The sequence below is a fragment of the Erwinia sp. AC075 genome (assembly GCF_979253995.1).
Map to the genome: position 1 here is coordinate 669,399 of NZ_CEEDEU010000001.1, position 16,637 is coordinate 686,035.

At 52.9% G+C, this 16,637-nt stretch carries 14 protein-coding genes and 1 pseudogene; 10 read left to right on the forward strand and 5 right to left on the reverse strand.

Going from position 1 to position 16,637, the window contains the following annotated elements:
• The first annotated feature begins 726 nt into the window (after window positions 1–726).
• The 4 genes from AC0IXH_RS03050 (at window position 727) to AC0IXH_RS03065 (ending at window position 4,689) form a co-directional block, all read left to right on the forward strand.
• Entirely contained in the window at window positions 727–3,414 is a 2,688-nt protein-coding gene (locus AC0IXH_RS03050) for a cation-transporting P-type ATPase (RefSeq protein WP_471719937.1), read from the forward strand.
• 88 nt (window positions 3,415–3,502) lie between these two features.
• On the forward strand, window positions 3,503–3,838 hold the full coding sequence (locus AC0IXH_RS03055) for a nuclear transport factor 2 family protein (RefSeq protein WP_134824457.1): 336 nt from the start codon (window positions 3,503–3,505) through the stop codon (window positions 3,836–3,838).
• Between the two features lie 154 nt (window positions 3,839–3,992).
• Complete coding sequence (locus tag AC0IXH_RS03060) at window positions 3,993–4,226, forward strand: hypothetical protein (RefSeq protein ID WP_053142283.1); 234 nt, start codon at window positions 3,993–3,995, stop codon at window positions 4,224–4,226.
• Window positions 4,227–4,485: 259 nt separating this feature from the next.
• On the forward strand, window positions 4,486–4,689 hold the full coding sequence (locus tag AC0IXH_RS03065; RefSeq protein WP_134824454.1) for a hypothetical protein: 204 nt from the start codon (window positions 4,486–4,488) through the stop codon (window positions 4,687–4,689).
• Window positions 4,690–4,892: 203 nt separating this feature from the next.
• On the opposite strand, the gene AC0IXH_RS03070 is transcribed toward AC0IXH_RS03065, so the two are convergent.
• From AC0IXH_RS03070 to AC0IXH_RS03085, 4 genes are all read right to left on the reverse strand, one after another.
• A complete protein-coding gene (locus AC0IXH_RS03070) occupies window positions 4,893–5,141 on the reverse strand; it encodes a biofilm/acid-resistance regulator YmgB/AriR (RefSeq protein WP_265910870.1) in 249 nt (82 codons plus the stop codon).
• 69 nt (window positions 5,142–5,210) lie between these two features.
• Entirely contained in the window at window positions 5,211–5,507 is a 297-nt protein-coding gene (locus AC0IXH_RS03075; RefSeq protein ID WP_053142285.1) for a hypothetical protein, read from the reverse strand.
• Between the two features lie 180 nt (window positions 5,508–5,687).
• On the reverse strand, window positions 5,688–5,933 hold the full coding sequence (ycgZ, locus tag AC0IXH_RS03080; protein ID WP_346566698.1) for a regulatory protein YcgZ: 246 nt from the start codon (window positions 5,931–5,933) through the stop codon (window positions 5,688–5,690).
• A gap of 276 nt (window positions 5,934–6,209) precedes the next feature.
• A complete protein-coding gene (locus tag AC0IXH_RS03085) occupies window positions 6,210–6,524 on the reverse strand; it encodes a hypothetical protein (protein ID WP_105759972.1) in 315 nt (104 codons plus the stop codon).
• A gap of 488 nt (window positions 6,525–7,012) precedes the next feature.
• On the opposite strand from AC0IXH_RS03085, the gene AC0IXH_RS03090 reads away from it, so the two are divergent.
• The gene (locus tag AC0IXH_RS03090; protein WP_141653762.1) at window positions 7,013–7,219 is read left to right on the forward strand and encodes a hypothetical protein; all 207 of its coding nucleotides are present in this window, start codon (window positions 7,013–7,015) and stop codon (window positions 7,217–7,219) included.
• Window positions 7,220–7,475: 256 nt separating this feature from the next.
• A complete protein-coding gene (locus tag AC0IXH_RS03095) occupies window positions 7,476–8,075 on the forward strand; it encodes a hypothetical protein (protein WP_346594217.1) in 600 nt (199 codons plus the stop codon).
• A gap of 134 nt (window positions 8,076–8,209) precedes the next feature.
• Here the strand turns inward: AC0IXH_RS03095 and AC0IXH_RS03100 are convergent, their stop codons facing one another.
• Window positions 8,210–8,686 (reverse strand): YciE/YciF ferroxidase family protein, encoded by a 477-nt coding sequence (locus AC0IXH_RS03100; RefSeq protein ID WP_134824934.1) that lies wholly within the window; start codon window positions 8,684–8,686, stop codon window positions 8,210–8,212.
• A gap of 436 nt (window positions 8,687–9,122) precedes the next feature.
• Between AC0IXH_RS03100 and AC0IXH_RS03105 the strand changes: the two are divergent.
• From AC0IXH_RS03105 to AC0IXH_RS03120, 4 genes and pseudogenes are all read left to right on the forward strand, one after another.
• Window positions 9,123–9,215, forward strand: a pseudogene (locus tag AC0IXH_RS03105) (ESPR domain-containing protein); the annotation flags it as partial.
• A 63-nt stretch (window positions 9,216–9,278) separates the two neighbouring features.
• Entirely contained in the window at window positions 9,279–12,182 is a 2,904-nt protein-coding gene (locus tag AC0IXH_RS03110) for an autotransporter outer membrane beta-barrel domain-containing protein (protein WP_471721114.1), read from the forward strand.
• A 184-nt stretch (window positions 12,183–12,366) separates the two neighbouring features.
• On the forward strand, window positions 12,367–13,014 hold the full coding sequence (locus tag AC0IXH_RS03115; RefSeq protein WP_346566701.1) for a response regulator transcription factor: 648 nt from the start codon (window positions 12,367–12,369) through the stop codon (window positions 13,012–13,014).
• 35 nt (window positions 13,015–13,049) lie between these two features.
• Window positions 13,050–16,631, forward strand: a complete 3,582-nt coding sequence (locus tag AC0IXH_RS03120) for a transporter substrate-binding domain-containing protein (RefSeq protein WP_471719938.1) — start codon at window positions 13,050–13,052, stop codon at window positions 16,629–16,631.
• Window positions 16,632–16,637: the final 6 nt, after the last annotated feature.

Sequence of the window (16,637 nt, forward strand, 5' to 3'; positions counted from 1 at the left end):
AACAACGATTTAATCGCAAACGCGTCGAATTATTTAATTGCCAAGCATAGAAACCACCACGAAAGTGAATAGTCCTACGGCCGAGCAGGTGATGATCGCAAAGATAACATACAGGCTGAGGCGGAACAGGCTTAAGCCATACATCATTACCTCCATTAATCATGGCTATATGAAAATTACGGCATAGCGAAAAATATGAGTGCGGCTAATAAGCCTGTTGGGTCTGAGATGAGACTAGGTGGGTAAATCAAAAAAGTAAAGATTTGTAGTTTGTAATATTTTTGATGCAATTATCGATACATAAATCCTTAAAAGATTCAATATTCAGCGTTAAAGCCTGCTATTGCAGTGTAATGCACGGTGTGGATTTTAATTAAACGGCAGGGGAAATAATGGCAGCCTTATGAATTTTATCTGGAATTTATATTTGGCTGAATGAGACGGCGTGAAGGGTGAGAGATTCAGGCTCGGGCGAATACCCAATATGGCGAGTTGAGTGAAATTATTTTCGCTGTGCTACGTTTAAAGCGTTAATTTCCCGAATTATCTGTGAAACATTAAGGTTTTTCACTAATCAGCTCCCTGTGAGTAGCCATTAATGACATATATCGTCATCTGACGCGAACCTGTTCACGGCCAGAGGCCTTAGCATTTGCGTAAATGCCGATCTGTTAATAAACGGATATCACCGCCTTGATTTCCGAAACAGGACTTGAGGAGAAAGCGATGAAAACAGCTAAACCGGAAAGTGCGTACTATCAGCTTTCTGTTGATGAAACGCTGGCCAGTACCCGCAGTTCACCCGATGGGATAAGCAGCTCTGAAGCGTCAGAGCGGTTAAAACAATACGGGGAAAATGCCCTTCCGCAAAAGCCCGGTAAACCTGTTTGGCTGCGCTTTCTGGCCCACTTCAACGATGTTTTAATCTACGTCTTGCTGGCTGCTGCCCTGCTGACTGCGGTGATGGGACACTGGATCGATACCCTGGTAATCCTCGGCGTGGCGGTGATCAATGCGCTGATCGGTCATATTCAGGAAAGTAACGCGGAGAAATCGCTGCAAAGTATCCGTAATATGCTCTCCAGTGAAACGGTGGTGATCCGCGGCGGCAATCACGAAACGCTTCCCACCACCGCTCTGGTCCCGGGCGATGTGGTGGTTATCCGCGCCGGGGACCGCATCCCGGCCGATCTGCGGGTAATCGAAGCCCATAACCTGCGTGTTGAAGAAGCGATCCTGACCGGGGAATCCACCGTGGTGGAAAAGGGGACCGACGCGCTGACCGGCGACCTGCCGCTGGGCGACCGGACGAATCTGCTGTTTTCCGGCACCACCGTCAGTTCTGGCGGAGGGAAAGGGCTGGTGGTGGCGACCGGCGGTGCCACCGAATTGGGGCACATCAACCAGATGATGTCCGATATTGAACCCCAGCGCACCCCGTTGCTGGTGCAGATGGACAAGCTGGGCAAAGCCATTTTCCTGATCATTCTGGCGATGATGGCCGCGCTGTTTGTCTTCAGTTTGCTGTTCCGCGATATGGCGCTCTCTGAGCTGATGCTGTCACTGATCAGCCTCGCCGTGGCCTCGGTCCCGGAAGGGCTACCCGCAATCATCTCGATCATTCTTTCTTTGGGCGTACAGACCATGGCCAGGCAGAAGGCGATTATCCGCAAACTGCCGACGGTTGAAACGCTCGGGGCGATGACTGTTATCTGCTCGGATAAAACCGGCACCCTGACCATGAATGAGATGACGGTGAAAGCCATTATTACCGCCGATCAAATCTACCGCATCGATGGCGCCAGCTATGAGCCGGTGGGCACATTCCACCGTGCCGATGACGCGTCGCCCGTCGCCATCACGCCGGGTTCGCTGCTGGAACGTTATCTGCGAACCATTGATTTGTGTAATGACAGCCAGCTGATCAAAGATGAGAGCGGCCTGTGGAAAATCACCGGCGGACCGACTGAAGGAGCGCTGAAGGTGCTCGCCGCGAAAGGGAAACTTCCGACAGTTACTACCGAACTGCGCAATAAAATTCCGTTTGATTCGCAATATAAATACATGTCGACCCACTATCTGATTGGTGAAGAGGAGTGCGTACTGCTTACCGGTGCGCCTGATGTGTTGTTCAGGCATTGCCAGCAGCAGCAAACGGAAAGCGGACTGCAGCCGCTCGACGTGGCCTGGTGGGAAGCGAAGATAGAAGAGTATGCGAAGGAAGGGCTGCGCATGGTCGCGGCGGCATGGAAACCGGCCTCGCCGGGCCAGAGCGAATTAACGCATCAGGATCTGCAGCAGGGGATGATCCTGTTAGGCATCGCCGGAATGATGGATCCGCCGCGACCGGAAGCCATCACCGCCATCCGCGACTGTCTGCAGGCAGGGATCCGCGTCAAGATGATTACCGGTGACCATCCGCAAACCGCGATGAGCATCGGTCAGATGCTGGGTATCAGTAATGCCAGTGTCGCCATTACCGGCGGTGAGCTGGAGGTAATGGATGACCGGCAGCTGAGTGAAGCGGCGCAAGCGTACGACATTTTTGCGCGAACCAGCCCGGAGGATAAATTCCGTCTGGTGCAGGCGTTGCAGAGCAAAAAAGAAGTGGTCGGGATGACCGGAGACGGCGTGAATGACGCCCCGGCGTTGAAGCAGGCCGATGTCGGCATCGCGATGGGCATTAAAGGCACCGAGGTGACCAAAGAAGCGGCAGACATGGTGCTGACGGATGATAACTTTGCCACCATTGCCAGCGCAGTGAGGGAAGGGCGTCGGGTTTACGACAATCTGAAAAAAACCATTCTGTTTATCATGCCGACCAACCTGGCTCAGGGGTTATTAATCATTATTGCGCTGTTGGCGGGGAATTTAATTCCGCTGACGCCGGTATTGATCCTGTGGATGAATATGGCCACCTCCGCAACCCTCTCTTTCGGTCTGGCGTTTGAAGAAGGCGAGAAAAACATTATGCGACGACCGCCGCGCGATCCGAAGCTGCATGTGATGGATGGTTTTGCCATCTGGCGGGTGATCTTTGTCGGATCGATGATTGCCATCAGCGCGTTTGTACTGGAATCCTGGCTGCAACCGCGCGGCTATTCTGCCGAATTCATTCGTACCGTCTTACTGCAAACACTGGTGACCGCGCAATGGTTCTATATGCTCAACTGTCGCGTCTCGAACGGTTTCTCATTGAGTAAAGGGTTGCTGCTGAACAAGGGAATCTGGGTGGTGAGTGCGGTGCTGCTGGTCCTGCAACTACTGATTATCTATGCGCCCTTTATGCAGGTGCTGTTTGGCACAGCGGCACTGCCATTCCGCTACTGGGTGATCACCCTGATTATCGGTTTTGTGATGTTCCTGATTGTGGAGATAGAAAAGCCGCTTACCCGTAAGTTCAGAACAGCCTGAACGTCACGGTCAGGGCTTTCTTGCTTTCAATGTGTGAATTTATATGTTAATAATTTGCATAATTATCTGAAATGAAAGCGAGGTTAACATGTCGGCAGAGTCACCCGTTCAGGCGCAGTTTGAAGCGTATAATTCCCACGATATCGACGCGTTCATGGCGTGTTTTTCCGATGAGTTCAAAGGCTACCGGATGCCAACCGAGAGCCCTTCAACTCAGGGAAAACACGCATTACGCGAGTTTTACGTTAACCATCGTTTCAACAATCCCGATCTCCGCGCTGAACTTATCTCACGGGTGGTAATAGGCGATAAGGTATTTGACCACGAATTAATTTATGGCCTGTCTCCAACCCCGTTGGAAAGCATGGCTGTTTTTCATGTCCAAAATGACCTTATTGCCACTGCCTGGTTCTATTTCGCCTGAGGCTTCAGGGTAATTCCCGCGTATCCAGATGAGACAAGGAGAGAAAAGTGTCATTTTGGAACATCATTTTACAATAATTAACAACGGGTTATACAGGAGTTACTATGCTTTCATCGGACGCAAAGCGTTATTTTAATAATAAAGGATGAATTCAATGTTTAAACTTTCTACGTTTGTTGTCATTGCCGGGCTGTTACTGTCTGTGACTTCTCAGGCTGAAGCGAAGGGATGTATCAAAGGTGCTGTGGTTGGTGGCGTTGCAGGTCATGTTGCCCATCATGGCGTAGCGGGCGCTGCAGCCGGTTGTGCCGTTGGCCATCATATGGCGAACAAAAAAGACAAAGAGGCTGACAAGCAGCAGCAACAGCAGCAGCAACAGACTAAATAATATCACCAGGTGGTGCAGCCCGTCGGGGCTGTGCTGCTTCCCCGCCAGACCTCTCCCCCAAATCTGAAACTGATCGCGGTATCCTGCCTCACATATTTGCACTACAAGCGCTAGCGATCTGTGCAGTCCTGCGCCCGGATGGCCTGCAGGGTTGGGCTTTTTCAACGCTCCAGCAAGGGGATAGGAGCATTAACGGAGATGCATTGCGCTTTTCCAGATGGTAAACTGTATGCATATCCAGAACTATTCAGGGGTGAACGTGCCCGACAAAGACTCAGAATATCCATCAGACATCTGTGCAGTGGTTGGCAGAGCAGTGGCCCAGCTCATCAGCACCAACGAAGCCATCAATAAGCACAGCGTACTTCTGGTCCTCCATGAACACAGCGAGCAGACCAACGATGAAGCGCTTAAATCGGTTTACCTGCTGGCTTTCCGTGCCATCCTCGAACGCTTCCATTAAATCCGCGATCGTATCCTCTGTAGAGGTGCGCCGGCTTATCTTCACAGGCAATTCATCCCCAGCTTACAGACAACGTATGGCCTGATATGGCTGGAAAATTCACTGTATTACATGCAGATTTCGTAACGGTAAGGGAATGGCGGGAGGGGGTAGGAAAGGGAAGGCAAGACGGCCCACAGCGGAGCCGCCTGAGTACCACAGGCTCAGACGTCGTCTGGCGTGCGGCCAACCACAACTTCAAGCGCCTGGCGATAGATATCCAGCTGCGTCACGTCGGTGGTGGATTCCAGCCGGTTAATCAGGCTAAGAATGATGTCTTTATTGCTGACCGTACCTTTCATCGCGACAACTTCGCGGATGACGGTGCCAATAACCGCGGTTTCATCAGAAAGCAGGTCGCCCTCGTTTTGAAAATACGCCAGGATGGCATTTTCGGTGGACTGCTGGTTCATGCGGTTACCTCACAGGAATGACGGCCTTAAGCCGCCCGGATTAATGGCTTCAGTGTGTGAACTTTGCACTCAGTGTTTTTTAGAATCGTCCGACGGACCGTCATTATTAAACATATGCATGACGTTCTCATGGTCACGGACTTCCTGGGTAACGCTGTTGTTATCGCTCTGACGACTTGCTCTGACCTCACTGATAGCACGTCGGCAAGCGCGTTGCCTGAGCGTGTCATGCTCACCTGAAGCCATAGCCTGCAGTCGGTCGATAAGCGCCGACGTATTCATTACCGCATCCTGCCGGAGGAGCGTTAACACCGCTTCGCCAATCAGGATATCTGTCAGTTTTTGTTCTTCATCATCTTTTTGCATACAACTTCTCTGAGACAGCGATACGGGGGAAAGCGTATCGATCCGGACATTAACGCTGTGGGACCGTCTTACGCGACCGCCACCTCTTGTTATCATTCCCTGTCAGCGGCTTACGCGCCGCGCTGATAATAAAAGAACCGGGCGAAATCTAAAAGCTTCCGCCGGCCTCATCACTGAATTTTAATCATTGCGGCCAAACAGCAGGCCAATCAGTTCATGGTAGTGCTTTTCCTGCTCCGCACCGGAAGCCAGCTCAAGGCGTCTTAACAGCTTTGAGCAGATCGCTTTGCGATTTAACGTTGCGCCTGCGCGAAGGATCTCCACGACGACCTGTCCGAGGGTCTCCTGCTGTGAGGGCAGCGACGCCTCGCTAAAGTAGCGGCTGATATCGGCATCATTCTGAGGATTTTGGCCGTGCTGACGCATATGAAGAGTCCTGTATCTGTTAAGTTTAAAATATGTGCAGCTTTTATGACGCTGAAGTTATACAAGTTTTCAGTATGTGTACAGCAATTGTGATAAACAGCACTTCGGTTTTTTTTGCAAAAAGTGCTAGCCTTTATTTTTCATAGGGTTGCTAGCGTTCAGCAAAGGGCATTTGAGGGCGTTTAGCGCGGTGTGGGGCTCAAACAGATTGTACAACGGGGGGAAGTTGTACCGGATGCCCGGCCAGGCGGCCGGGCGGGATTCAGCCGTCAGAAACTAGTCTTCGTCCTGATACTGCGTGAGACGGATGGCGTCTTCACGGTGCGGATGGCGAGTATTTGCCTGTCCGGTGGCCTCTGCCAGCCAGTCCTGATGATTATTGTCTGGATAACTGCTTTTCCTGCGGCTCAGCAGCCAGCGGCGGGCAGACCAGATGGCAAGTAACCGGTCATCATCCTCTTCAACGTTACCCATCACATTTAGCTCGTCGAGCAGGGCAGTGGTCGTAATATCTTTCCGGTTGAAGAGAAGGCTTACAGCAGCTTCGCCAATCATAAGTTCATGCGTTTCATCTTCATTGGAAATAGACAAAATTACCTCCGGGATAAATATAAATTGCAAGCCAACTATTTGGTCAAGCTAACTACTTAGTGAAGCAATTTAAATATAGAAGCCAGGGCCAAATAAATCCAACGCAGGGACTGTAATGCAGCCTGTTATATTGAAAGGTAAAATATATTGAACTTTATTACAGGCTTGCATGGCGATGATTTATAGCCATTTTCTATCCTGATAGCGGTTTAATGACGTTGGTGATTATTATCAGGCAAGGATTAATTAAACCTATTAAGCCGTTGTTTTAAGAATATTCTGCGCACTGTTTTTGCTCAGTTAATCGCCCGTTATGGGGGTTAATTGACCAGGTTGGCGAATATTCCCCAAAAAGGTAGTTGCCTAAGGAAACTAAATTGCTAGCAATTTCAGTCTGTTGTCTAAGTTGCAATCAAAATGCCACTTTATGCTTGAAAGAGATTAGGGTGGATTCAGTATAATTCGCACTCTTTTTTAGGGATGATTTTATGTTCACAGCCAAATATTACTATGCCAGTTCCGGGGACTTATCACAGTGGGAAATCCACCGCAGAAACTGCGAAAGGATTATGCCTAAAACCCGGATTTTCCTCGGCACCCTCTATACCGATCATCAGGCACTGATGGTGGCCAGACAACGCGTACCCGCTGCGGATTATTGCCGCCTGTGCACCGGATCTGAGACTGGCGATTAATCTTAACCTCATCAATTGATATAGCTTTTATTGACGGTCTTCTCATCCGGCTGATGCGCTTCGTAAGACGCCGCATGAGTAAGGCCCCTGTTGCAATTCACCGTTACTGCCACGTCCCGCAAAAATATTTTCCTGCCGCAATATCCAATTCCGCATCTTCATCTATTTTTAAAAAGTCAGTCTGTTCTCTGTAACAGGCACTATCAGCGGGTCTTCAGTGTTCTGTCTCCGACAGAGCGTGAATAAGGAAAATTTTATGACTACGCAGGATCTGTTAATTCTTACGGCAGTGGTAATGGCAATTCTGTTCAGCGTGAGTTTTGCCATACGCCGTCCAGGCATCAGCGAAAGTGATCGGCGCGTGGCCGAAGTTGAAAGCATGACATCAGAGTGCAGGCAAATCCTGAAGGGCGTGATCGGCTACATTGATGCGTTGATTGTCACGCTTGAGTCTCGTTGCCCGCCAGTCACGTCGCAAGGGCTGGTAAACGCCGCTGAACTGCAGCACTGGCTGAAGCGGGTGGATGAGAGCCCGGTCAAATTATCTGATGAGCAGATCGGCAGATGTGAATTCCTGCTGAGCGAGCATTTCCCGGATGAATGGCTGGCATGGCAAATTCACATCCTTTCCCTGCAGCTGGACGTGTCGACCTTCTTTCTTACGCCGGAACCCGGACGCGCGATGGAGTCATTAGCGGCTGGACGGACGGTCAGCGAAATCCGCGCCTTTACAGAGTCGCTGAGAAAACAGCGGCAACTACTGGATGCCTATCAACAGCACCTCCGGGATTCACTGGCAGAAGAAGTTGGGTTGAGCGGAAGGGTGATGCAGGCCAGCGGCAGGCCGGTCATTTAACCCGCCGGGGCGTTATATTTTCGTCAGTGTGACGCCCTGAACCTGCCTGTATATGATTGCGTGCTGGCCGAAAAACAGCTCTCCTCCTTGTTTCACTTAGTCATCTCTTATTTATCAGTCATCCCTGGCCCTAATCAGGCTTGCTGCACAGCAATCTCGGTCAGCTTTTCATCGGTAGCCCGCTCTTCTGCCAGCGTTTCACCCAACAGTTTCGCCGCCTCTTTATAGCCCAGCTTCAGGGCAAGGGCCTGCAATGTGCCATAAGCTGCCATTTCATAATGCTCAACCTTTTGAGCGGCACCAATCAGGCCGGCATCGCGAACCGGGCCGGCTTCCACGGAGTCGATAATTTCCTGAGCTTCTTCGGCCAGGCCTTCCAGGGCATGGCATTTCATCCTTTTGATATGCACGCCGTCTGTGGCCTCAACCAGCTGATCGATGCGTTCGATTTGACCGCGTGTTTCTTCCAAATGTTGTTTAAAAGCAGCAACAAGTTTCTCATCGGTGGCGGCACGCGCCATTTTTGGCAGTGCACGAGTAATCTGTTTTTCAGCACTATAAATATCCGATAAATCATGAATAAACAGATCTTCAAGCGTTTTAATTGTCATATTGATTCCAGTAATAAATAAATTAAACAGGATGTACACCTCAAGCGTAGCCGAAGAAAAAAGTTTACCCGGACGGTGACTGTTTATTTTTCATTATTGCGTCAAATAACACGGCGGGATAAAAATAATCCTGTGTGAAAATAAAAAATAAATGATGAGTAGTATGCGCGCAGAGTGATGAATTAAAGGAAGAAATATAATTATTTGATAGAAATAATATTATAAATGCGAATTTTTTCCTACCAATTTTGGGCTAAAAATCCCGGCCAAGAGCAAGATTCCCCACGAACGATGCCCAGCCAGCCGTCTCTGTAGAACGTAAAGTGCGTTAGGAAAAGTCCTACAAAACTGTAGGAAATGTATTATTTCGCCAAAGAGACCGGATCCTTACCCTTGCGCTATCAAAATCGCCGCGAATTTAGCGTGAGGGAATCTAATGAATATTATCTACCGTATTGTCTGGAATAAAGCATCTGGTCTGTTTGTTGTCGCTTCTGAGCTATCCAAAGGGAAAACAAAATCAAGCCGATCGCGAACTGAAAAAGACCGATCGTTCCGCTTAAGTTTGAAACGTTCGGGTATGCTTGCAGGCGTGAGTTTTATCACTCTCTCCAGCATGGCTCATGCAGGCTTAGTGGCCAGCGGCATCAGCCAGAGTTATACCGATGAGGATGTGGTCACCACTGCGGCGAATGATTACGGCATCTGGGGCGTAAATGCCGACGGGGTGATGAACTTTACCGGTGGCAGTATCAATACCAGCGGTGCATCGGGTTATGGCGTGGTGGCGTCTGATAATGGTCAGGTGAATATCAGCGGAACACGGATCGCGGCTACCGGGAGTGATGCCCGTGGTCTGTACGCCAACCGAAATGCCAGCATGATTGCCGATGGTGTAACGGTCACCACTGGCACCGGGTACGGTGTCTACGCAGAGGGCAACAGTAACCTGACCCTGACCAACAGCAATATAACCAGCGGAAGTCGTGGCCTGGTCGCCGGTGCCCTGTCAACGATAAACGTCAGCGATACGGATATTCAGGCCTCCAGCCAGGGGTTATATGCGAACGGCGCCACCATCAACGGTGAGCGTTTGACGGTGATGACTACTGCCCGGACTGGCTATGGTGTGTTTTCCAATGCGGCCGCAGGCAATATCAGCCTCACGGACAGCAAAATAACCACCCAGGGAGATTACGGCTACGGCCTGTATACGGTTAACGGCACGCTGAACGCGACGGATAATGAGGTGAAAACCTCAGGCATCAATGCCCATGCGGTCTTTGCCACTGGTGCGACGGGCAACCTCAGCGTGGCAGGCGGCAGTCTGACCACCACCGGTGCCGGTGCTGCGGGCATTTATGCCAGCGGCGGCGGTCGGGTAACGGCCGATAACCTGGCGATCAACAGCAGCGGCGCAGGCCTGTCTGCTACCGGCGCATCGGTGATTGACGCCAGCAACGTGAACCTGACGATTGCCGCGGGATCCTCAGCGCTTTCTGCTGACTCGGGCGCCACCCTTAATGGAACCTCGCTGTTGGGGCAGGTTGCCGACAACGGATCGCTGATTGCGCTCAGTGGGGCAGCCAGTTCTGCCAACACCGTGACGCTGACGGACTCGACTCTTAACGCGGTGGGTAGCAGCGCAGTGGGTATTAACAGCGTTAACGGTATCAACCAGGTTGCACTCACTAACAGCCATCTTGACGCAGAGCTGGGCAACGCCATTACGCTGCAGAATGGTTCTGCGCTTAATCTGACGCTTGATGGCTCGTCATTAGGCGGCCTGCAGTTGTTGGATGCGTCTGCCAGCGGAACCAGCGCGCAAATCTCTGCGCAAAATGGCTCGCGACTGAACGGAAATATTCAGGTCGATCCCGCGGCAGTAACCCACAGTCAGCTTGCGATGGATGACGCGCAATGGCGCGGAAGTGCCAACGGGTTGCAAACCCTGACGCTTGCAAACGGCAGCCTGTGGAATATGACAGACAGTTCTGATGTGCAGTCCCTGACGCTCAATAACAGCTCGGTGAACTTTGACCACAGCAACGGGCGCTCAACGACGCTGACCGTTGATGGAAACTATATCGGCACCGGCGCAACCCTGATGATGAATACCGTGCTGGCGGGCGACGATTCAGACAGCGACAGGCTGCATGTGACCGGCGATACCCGCGGCTCGACGGATGTCGTGGTGAACAACGCCGGCGGGGGAGGAGCACAAACGCTGCGCGGAATTGAATTGATCACCGTCGACGGGACATCCGACGGGATATTTAGCCAGAAGGGACGTATTACGGCCGGTGCCTATGATTATCACCTTGCCCGTGGCGAGGGAGCGGATAGCAAAAACTGGTATCTGACCAGCGACACCAATGTAATAGCGCCGGATCCGACCCCGGTAGCGCCGGATCCGACCCCGGTAGTGCCGGATCCAACCCCGGTAACACCAGAAGTACCTGGCACCCCGGACGACGGCGAAGCGATTATCACACCAGGCAAACCGACAGAAACCGTCCGGCCGGGACAGATGATCGTGCGCCCTGAAGTGGGCAACTATATTGCCAACATTGCAGCAGCCAACACGCTTTTCAACCTGCGTCTGCACGACCGTGGCGGGGAAACGCAGTATGTCGATGCCCTGACTGGTGAGAAAAAGCTGACCAGCCTGTGGATGCGTAACGTCGGTGGCCATCAGCAGGTGCGTGACGGCAGCAACCAACTGAAAACGGAAACCAACCGTTACGTACTGCAACTGGGCGGTGACCTGGCCGGCGGCAGCAGCAATGGTACCGACAGCCTGCATTTTGGCGCGATGGCGGGCTACGGCAACGCACGCAGCAACACGGATTCGAACGTGACTGGCTACCGCTCTCAGGGCCATACCACCGGCTACAACCTCGGTATCTACGGGACCTGGTATCAGCAATCTGATCAACAGACCGGCGCGTATCTGGATAGCTGGCTGCAGTATGGCTGGTTTAACAACAGTGTTAACGGTGACCATCTACAGGCCGAGCAGTACAAGTCCAGCGGCTTTACCGCCTCAATTGAAAGCGGCTACAGCTGGACAGTGGGCGAGGACGGCTTAAAGAACAGCTACTTTATTGCGCCCAGCGCCCAGTTTATCTGGATGGGCGTGAAGGCAGACGACTTTAACGAAGCGAACGGCACCCGTGTTAGCAGCAAGGGAGACGGAAACGTCCAGTCGCGCCTTGGCGTTCGTGCCTCGCTGAAGACGCCGGGTGAGACTGGCCAGACCGTGCTGACACCTTATGTGGAAGCTAACTGGATCAACAACAGTAAAGCGTTTGGCAGCACGTTTAACGGCGTGAACATGCGTACTCAGGGCGAAAAAAATATTGGCGAACTGCGGGTGGGCCTGGACAGCCAGCTGAACTCAGATCTCAACCTGTGGGGCAGCGTCGGTCAGCAGGCCGGAAGCAATCAGTATCGCGATACCAGCGCGGCAGTAGGGGTAAAAATCAGTTTCTGATGTCTGCAGGTGCCACACCTGACCTTAGCCACGATGGCAAAGCCGGGCAGAGATTTCTGTCCGGTTCATTTTTTTCTGGCTGAAAAGCGCTAAAAAAATCAGCCGAAGACGCTTAAAACCCGATACTCTTCAGGAACAGGTAAGGCGCGCTTTTCAGCGAACATACGGAAATTACAGGTCATTTATGCAAAACAGTAAACCCTATACCGCCCTGATTGTTGACGATCACCCCGTGGTCAGAATGGCGGTGGAAATGCTGCTGAAGGGGGAAAACATTAGCGTGGTCGGTAAGACCGACAATGGCGCTGATGCCGTGCAGATGCTGAAAAATCTCACCCCGGATATTGTGGTGCTGGATATCGCCATTCCGTTAATTAACGGGCTGGAGGTTATTACGCGCGCACGTGCCATGGGGCTTCCGGTTAAAATCCTGATCTTCACTTCACAATCTGCCTCATCCTTTGTCCGTCGCTGCCGCCTTGCGGGCGCATCTGGTTTTGTCGAAAAAAATGAGGATCTGGATGACCTGCTGGCGGCGATCCGTGCAATCCGTGCAGGCTATACCTTTTTCCCTGCGGAAGGAGCATTCGATAACGGTGCCACCGGGGGACCAGGTGACCCGGAAGCAGGCAGAATTGCCTCGCTGTCCGATCGGGAAATGATGGTGCTTGTATATCTGGCCAAAGGCTTCAGCAATGCGGAAATTGCTACCGAGCTGACGCTGAGCAACAAGACTATCAGTACCTATAAAACGCGTCTGCTTGAAAAGCTGGGCGTAAAAACGCTGGTCGATCTTATCGGCGTGGCGCATCGAAATAATCTGATTGAGTGATGATGAAGCGCAACGCGGTTAAACGAGCCGGATTAGTGATACTGCTCTTTGTTTTCTGTTTTATCCTGCCCGACTTCTCCAGCCCGGCGGCGATGCGTTCGCTGGATCTCAAGCTTCTCAGCCGTTCGCCTCAGCTGACGCATACCCTGTCGGAACGCTTTAACGCGGAACAGCAGCAATGGCTGGCAACGAAAAAAGAGCTGGTGGTGGGTATTTCGCGGCCGCAGTATCCGCCTTTTACAGTGATCAATAATAAGGCGGAATTCGAGGGCATTACTGCGGACTATACCGGCCTGTTGGCGGTGGTTACCGGTAAAGCCGTGCAGATCCAGCTGTTTCCCTCGCAGCAGGCCGCAAACCAGGCACTGCGTGAAGGCAAAATCGATCTGCTTGGTGCGGTAACCCAGTTTGAGGGCGGTGAACACGTGCCAGCCCGCAGCGAGCCCTATGCCAGTGAACAGGCCATTCTGGCGACCCGTAACGATCAGAAACGCTCGCTGAACCCGGATCTGGCGGGCGAACATATCGCGATGGCTAATGGCTATCTGCCGCCTGAGTGGGTGCAACAGCGCTATCCGCACGCCAGTATTCAAACCTATCCCAGCTATCAGCAGGCGATTGGTGCCGTCGCGTTTGGCGACGCGGACGTGTTTCTCGGCGATCTCTATCCGATTAGCCGCAACTTTTTGAATAATATTCACGTGGTGAGCTTTGCGGATTTCCCGGCTAAGGAGCTGTCGTTTGGCGTCAGGCCGGATAACGTCATCCTGCAGCAGATCATCAATATTGCGCTGGCGGACGTCAGCAATGAAGAGCGGCTGAATATTTTGCAGCGCTGGCACGTCGGGCGGAGTAACAGCCTGCTCAGCACACAGGTTTTCCAGCTGAGCTCGCAGGAGAAGCAGTGGATTAAGCAGCATCCTAAGGTCAGGGTTGTGGCGATCGACGGCTTTGCGCCGCTGACCTTCACTGATGATGATGGCAATTACCGGGGCATTACGGTGGATGTGCTGTCGCAGATCCGCCTCCGTACCGGGCTGGATTTTGAGATAACCAGCGCGGATACGGTTGGCCAGATGCAGCAGATGCTGGCAGATAATGAGGCCGATATGATAGGTGCCCTGACGCCAAGCATTGAGCGCAAAAGCGATCTGTTGTTCAGCCGGTCATACTTCACCAGTGCCTTTGTGATGGTGGTACGCCAGCAGGCCAATGCCCCGCGCAACCTTAGCGAGCTGGCAGGCAAAAGGCTGGCGGTGATTGGCGGCACGGGCATCGGGGCCCGCATTCGCAGCCAGCATCAGGGCATTCAGATTATTGATGCCGCCAGCGCTACCGAAGCGCTGGCGTTGCTCAACAGTGGAAAGGTGGATGCGGCGGTTAACACCCTTGCCAACTCGGAATACCAGATCGCCCGATACTACCGTAACCGCATGCGTATCAGCGCCACGCTCGGGGAATCCCCGGCCTATCTGTCGTTTGCCGTGCCCGGCGGATCCGCCGAGCTGTTGAGCATTGTCGACAAGGTAATGCTAAGCATCCCGCCAGATGAAATGGACGTGATTGGCAACCTGTGGCGACCGAATAACATGGTGGCACCAGAGAGCTTCTGGCGTGAAAATCGCAGCTGGATTTATACCGGCGGCGCGTTTGCCATCGGGCTGGTGCTGGTGTCTCTGCTGTGGGCCTTCTGGCTGCGGCGTCAGATTCGGATCAAAACCCGGGTGCAGCGTGAGCTTAACGACCAGCTTGAGTTCATGCACGACATGATCAACGGCACGCCTAACTCCACCTATATCCGTGATGCCTCCGGGCGACTGACCCAGTGCAACGACAGCTATTTACAGGATGTGGGCATTGCCCGGGAACACGCTGTGGGGCAGTTGCTACACGAGAGCCATATCTTCAGCGAAACCGGTCAAATACAAAGCTATATCCAGGATTTTTATCAGGTGCTGAGCAGCGGCAGCCCGGTTTCGCGCGATCGCACTTTCCTGCATCCGGTTTCCGGGCAGGAAAAAACGGTGTTTCACTGGATCCTACCCTACCGTGACGCGGATGGTACGGTGAAAGGGGTGATTGGCGGCTGGCTAGATATCAGCGAGCGTCGTCAATTGCTTGAAGCACTGAGCCTGGCAAAAGAGCAGGCAGAAGGGGCAAACCGCGCCAAAACGCTGTTCCTGTCGACCATGAGCCATGAAATCCGCACGCCGCTGAATGCGGTGATTGGCATGCTGGAAATGGCCCGCAAGGCGGCTGACAAGAATCGCGTCGATCATCAGGCGCTGGACGTCGCCTCGGACTCCGCCAACGAACTGGTGGAGCTGTTGGGCGATATTCTCGACGTGGCGCGTATTGAGTCTGAAAAAATGACGCTGCAGCCGGAGTCCTGCAGCGTACAGCAGCTCTGCCGGTCGGTGCTGCGGGTGTTTGAGGGGCTTGCTGCGCAGAAAGATCTCACTCTGTCCCTGACTCTGGAACCGGAAAGCGGTACGCGGGTGTTCATTGATCCGCTGCGCTTCCGACAAATCCTTTCCAATCTTGTTGGCAATGCCATCAAGTTTACCCGCCGGGGCGAAGTCAGCGTCAGAGTAACGATTACGCCAACGGCAGACAGCCGCTGGAAAATTGCCTTCACCGTGAAGGACACCGGTAAGGGCATCACCCCTGAAGATCAGCTGAAACTGTTTGCGCCGTTCAGTCAGGTCGGCGATCACGGGGATCTGTCTGCCAGGGGAACGGGTCTTGGGCTGATTATCTGCAAAAGCCTGTGCGAAATGATGGGTGGCAGCATTGCATTACGCAGCCTGCCGGGAGAGGGGACTGAAATCGATGTGGTGGTGTATGGCGAGAGTGTGGAAGAACACCCGCCGGAATCCGACGAGACGGACAGCATTACGCCGCTCAGTCCTCTTTCACCACTGCGCATTTTGATTGCCGATGACTTCCGCGCCAATCGGCTGCTGCTGACCCGGCAGTTACACTTCCTTGGCCATCAAGTGGTCGAAGCGGTTAACGGGGCAGAGGCGTTGGAAAAATGGCGTGAAGACGATTTTAGCACGGTGATCACCGACTGCCGGATGCCGGTGATGGACGGCTATCAGCTGGCGCGGGCGATAAGAAAAGTGGAAAGTGAAGCGGGCAGTGATCCCTGTACGATCCTTGGCTTTACGGCCAGTGCTTTGCCGGAGGAGCTTGAACGTTGTCTGGCGGCGGGCATGAACGGCTGCATGTTTAAGCCGGCCACCCTGCAGGATATTGAAAGCTGGCTGAGCAGCGTCCCGCGTACGGCTGAACGGGAGGCTAACAACTCTGACAGCGTTCATCAACTTACCGGCGGAGATCGGGCGCTGATGGCGGAACTGATGCAAAGTTTCCAGCAAGACAGCATGGAGCTGGCCGCCGCTCTGGCTGAAGACGACCGGCACAAGCTTGGCGAGCTGGCACATCGGATCAAAGGCGGTGCGCGAATGACCGGCGCCTCATCGCTGGCCGACGCCGGTATCGCACTGGAAGCCTGCTGTAACAGGGCTGAATCTGAACGCAAAGAGATTGTCGAGGCCGGACGGCATCTGCTGAGCGAACTGCGGCGGCTGATTAATAGCCTGAGCCAATAACCTGTA

Bases quoted from the DNA above. Each gene is read 5' to 3' on its own strand.
- AC0IXH_RS03090 (WP_141653762.1), top strand. From the start codon at position 7,013: ATGTTCACAGCCAAATATTACTATGCCAGTTCCGGGGACTTATCACAG.
- AC0IXH_RS03055 (WP_134824457.1), top strand. From the start codon at position 3,503: ATGTCGGCAGAGTCACCCGTTCAGGCGCAGTTTGAAGCGTATAATTCC.
- ycgZ (WP_346566698.1), bottom strand. From the start codon at position 5,933: ATGCGTCAGCACGGCCAAAATCCTCAGAATGATGCCGATATCAGCCGC.
- AC0IXH_RS03100 (WP_134824934.1), bottom strand. From the start codon at position 8,686: ATGACAATTAAAACGCTTGAAGATCTGTTTATTCATGATTTATCGGAT.
- AC0IXH_RS03060 (WP_053142283.1), top strand. From the start codon at position 3,993: ATGTTTAAACTTTCTACGTTTGTTGTCATTGCCGGGCTGTTACTGTCT.
- AC0IXH_RS03050 (WP_471719937.1), top strand. From the start codon at position 727: ATGAAAACAGCTAAACCGGAAAGTGCGTACTATCAGCTTTCTGTTGAT.
- AC0IXH_RS03075 (WP_053142285.1), bottom strand. From the start codon at position 5,507: ATGCAAAAAGATGATGAAGAACAAAAACTGACAGATATCCTGATTGGC.
- AC0IXH_RS03095 (WP_346594217.1), top strand. From the start codon at position 7,476: ATGACTACGCAGGATCTGTTAATTCTTACGGCAGTGGTAATGGCAATT.
- AC0IXH_RS03115 (WP_346566701.1), top strand. From the start codon at position 12,367: ATGCAAAACAGTAAACCCTATACCGCCCTGATTGTTGACGATCACCCC.
- AC0IXH_RS03070 (WP_265910870.1), bottom strand. From the start codon at position 5,141: ATGAACCAGCAGTCCACCGAAAATGCCATCCTGGCGTATTTTCAAAAC.